At 73.4% G+C, this 3,274-nt stretch carries 3 protein-coding genes; all 3 read right to left on the bottom strand.

Features of this window, described 5'->3' with window-relative positions; translation table 11 throughout:
• Nucleotides 1–484, bottom strand: a 484-nt coding sequence (locus HGA02_RS14000) for an NUDIX domain-containing protein (protein ID WP_168679544.1), incomplete at its 3' end; no start/stop codon positions are given.
• Nucleotides 481–2,715 (bottom strand): RNA degradosome polyphosphate kinase, encoded by a 2,235-nt coding sequence (locus HGA02_RS13995; protein WP_168679542.1) that lies wholly within the window; start codon nucleotides 2,713–2,715, stop codon nucleotides 481–483. The genes HGA02_RS13995 and HGA02_RS14000, both read right to left, overlap by 4 nt.
• Nucleotides 2,712–3,274: mycothiol synthase (gene mshD / locus HGA02_RS13990; RefSeq protein ID WP_168679540.1), on the bottom strand; the 563-nt coding region annotated here is incomplete at its 5' end. The genes mshD and HGA02_RS13995, both read right to left, overlap by 4 nt.

Raw genomic sequence — 3,274 nt, 5'->3', positions numbered from 1 at the left:
CGACCACGAGCGCGTGCGTGTCGAGCCGCCCCTTGCGGTAGGCCGCGACCAGCGCGGCGAGCGGCTCGCGGTCCGCGGAGCGGGTGAGGCGGCGCGCGGCCGTGCCGACGTCCATCCACCGCACGCGGTCGATCTCCGAGCGTGACGCGCGCGGCACCGGCGGACGGGCCCGCAGGGCGACGGCGTCGCGGCGGCCTGCGACCTGCGCGGCCCAGTAGTGCACGCGCTTGGTGCGGCCGTCGGACAGGCGGTACTCGAGCCCGGGCAGCGGGATGCCGAGCACGACGTCGTGGCCCGTCTCCTCGGCGACCTCGCGGATCGCCGCGACGACGGGCGTCTCGCCCGGGTCGAGCTTGCCCTTCGGCCACGACCAGTCGCGGTAGCGCGGACGGTGCACGAGCGCGACCTGCAGGCGACGCAGGCGCACGCGCCACACGAGAGCGCCGGCCGCCTCGACGACGACCGGTGCGGCGGTGCTGCTCACCGGCTGGCGCCGGGGCGGCGCCGCTGCCGCTGGATCAGGGCGGCCTGCAGGTCGACGAGCGGGTTGCCGTCGTCGTCGACGTGCTTGCGGTGCCAGTCGCCCGCGCCGTCGAGGTGCCAGGTCGACGTCGCGTCGTCCATGGACTCGTCGACGAGGTCGACGAGCTCGCCGACCTGGTCGGGGTCGGCGACGCGCACGAGCGCCTCGACGCGCCGGTCGAGGTTCCGGTGCATGAGGTCCGCCGAGCCGATGTAGACCTCGGGCCCCTCGAGCGCGCCGTCCTCGCCGCCCGTCGCGTTCGCGAACGCGAAGATCCGCGAGTGCTCGAGGAACCGGCCGAGGATCGAGCGGACCCGCACGTTCTCCGACAGGCCCGGGACACCCGGCCGCAGCGCGCAGATCCCGCGGACGACGAGGTCGACCTGCACGCCCGCCTGCGACGCGCGGTACAGCGCGTCGATCGTGGCCTCGTCGACCATCGAGTTGACCTTGATCTTGATCCACGCGGGCTCGCCGGCGCGCGCGGCCGCGGCCTCGCGCTCGATGCGCTCGACCAGGCCCGCGCGCACGGACCGCGGGGCCACCAGCAGGCGGTGGAACCGCGACTTCGGCGCGTACCCGGACAGCTGGTTGAACAGGCGCGTGAGGTCCTGCCCGACCTCGGGGTCCGACGTGAGCAGGCCGAGGTCCGTGTAGAGGCGGGCCGTCTTCGGGTGGTAGTTGCCCGTCCCGACGTGGCTGTACCGGCGCAGGCCGTCCGCCTCCTGGCGGACCACGAGCGACAGCTTGCAGTGCGTCTTGAGACCGACGATGCCGTACACGACGTGCACGCCCGCCTGCTCGAGCTTGCGCGCCCACGAGATGTTGTTCTGCTCGTCGAACCGCGCCTTGATCTCGACGAGCGCGAGCACCTGCTTGCCCGCCTGGGCGGCGTCGATCAGGGCGTCGACGATCGGGGAGTCGCCCGACGTCCGGTACAGCGTCTGCTTGATCGCGAGCACCGCCGGGTCGGCCGCGGCCTGCTCGAGGAACGTCTGCACCGACGTCGAGAACGAGTCGTACGGGTGGTGCAGCAGGATGTCGCGCTCGCGGATCTTCGCGAACACCTCGGCGGGCGTCGCGCTCTCCACCTCGGCGAGCTGGCGGTGCGTCGTCGGCACGAACCGCGGGAACTGCAGCTCCGCACGGTCGAGGTCGGCGATGACGTTGAGACCCGTGCAGTCGAGCGGCGCGGGGAGCTCGTACACCTCCTCCTCGGCCATCCGCAGCTCGCGCACGAGCAGCTGGCGGATGCGCGGGCTGATGCCCTCGGCGATCTCGAGGCGGACCGGCGGGCCGAACCGGCGCCGCAGGAGCTCCTTCTCCATCGCCTTGAGGAGGTTCTCGGCGTCGTCCTCCTCGACCTCGACGTCCTCGTTGCGCGTCACGCGGAACGTGTGGTGCTCGCGCACCTCCATCCCGGGGAACAGGTGCTCGAGGTGCTCGGAGATGACGTCCTCGACCGGGACGAACGACATCGGGCCCTTCTCGGGCGCGGCCGCGCCCGCGTCGGGCGCCGACGGGCGGCCGCTCGCGTCGACCGCGATGAACCGGGGCAGCAGCGGCGGCACCTTGACGCGCGCGAAGTGCTCCTTGCCCGTCACCGGGTTGGCGACGACGACCGCGAGGTTGAGCGACAGCCCCGAGATGTACGGGAACGGGTGCGCCGGGTCGACCGCGAGCGGCGTCAGCACGGGGAAGATCTGGCGCCGGAAGAACTTGCGCAGCCGGTCCTGCTCGGCGTCGCCCAGGTCGTCCCAGCGGACGAGCGTGATGCCCTCGCCCGCGAGCGCCGGCTGCACCTGCTCGGCGAACACGCGCGCGTGCCGGTGCTGCAGCTCGTGCGCCTTCTCGCTGATGGCCTCGAGCACCTGGCGGGGCGAGAGGCCCGACGCCGCCGTCACCGCGATGCCCGTCGCGATGCGTCGCTTGAGACCCGCGACGCGCACCATGAAGAACTCGTCGAGGTTCGACGCGAAGATCGCCAGGAACCGCACGCGCTCCAGCAGCGGCAGGTCCGGGTCCTCCGCGAGCTCGAGCACGCGCTGGTTGAACGCGAGCCACGACAGCTCGCGGTCCAGGAACCGGTCGTCGGGGAGCGGTTCGGGCTCGACCTCCGGCAGCTCCTCCTGCGGTGCCACGTGCGAGGCGAGGTGCTCCTCGAGGGAGTCGAGCGCGGGGGCGTCGGTCATGACCCCATCGTGGCACCCGCGGGTGAACCCCCGGTATCGGAACCGAGCATCACGTCGGTCGCGGCACGCTCGAACCCCTGCCGGTCGTACGTCCGGACGGCCGCCGTGTTGTCCGCGTCGACGTACAGGACGACCGTCGCGAGGCCGCGCGACGCCAGGTGGTCGAGCCCCGCGGACGTGAGCGCGGCCCCCAGACCCGTGCCCTGCGCGTCAGGGTCGACGCCCACGACGTAGATCTCGCCGACCGGCTCGTCCGCCTCCGTGCCGGCCGGGTGCACCTTCGTCCAGACCGACCCGACCAGCACGCCGTCGCGCTCGGCCAGCAGGAACCCGGCCGGGTCGAACCACGGCTCGCGCTCGCGGGCCTGCACGTCCGCGACCGTGAGGCGGCCCTGCTCGGGGTGGTGGGCGAACGCGCGGGCGTTGACGCGGCGCCACGCCTCCTCGTCCTGGCCCGGGACGAACGCGCGCAGCGTCGTGCCGGGCGGCAGGGCTCGACGGGTGGCGTCCGTCCGGCTCGCCAGGTCGAGGCGCAGCTTGCGGAGCTCGCGCACGACGG

This window comes from Cellulomonas septica (assembly GCF_012396155.1).
GTDB lineage: Bacteria > Actinomycetota > Actinomycetes > Actinomycetales > Cellulomonadaceae > Cellulomonas > Cellulomonas septica.
Note: the sequence above shows the minus strand (reverse complement) of the source record. Positions and strands in the feature narration are given on the sequence as shown.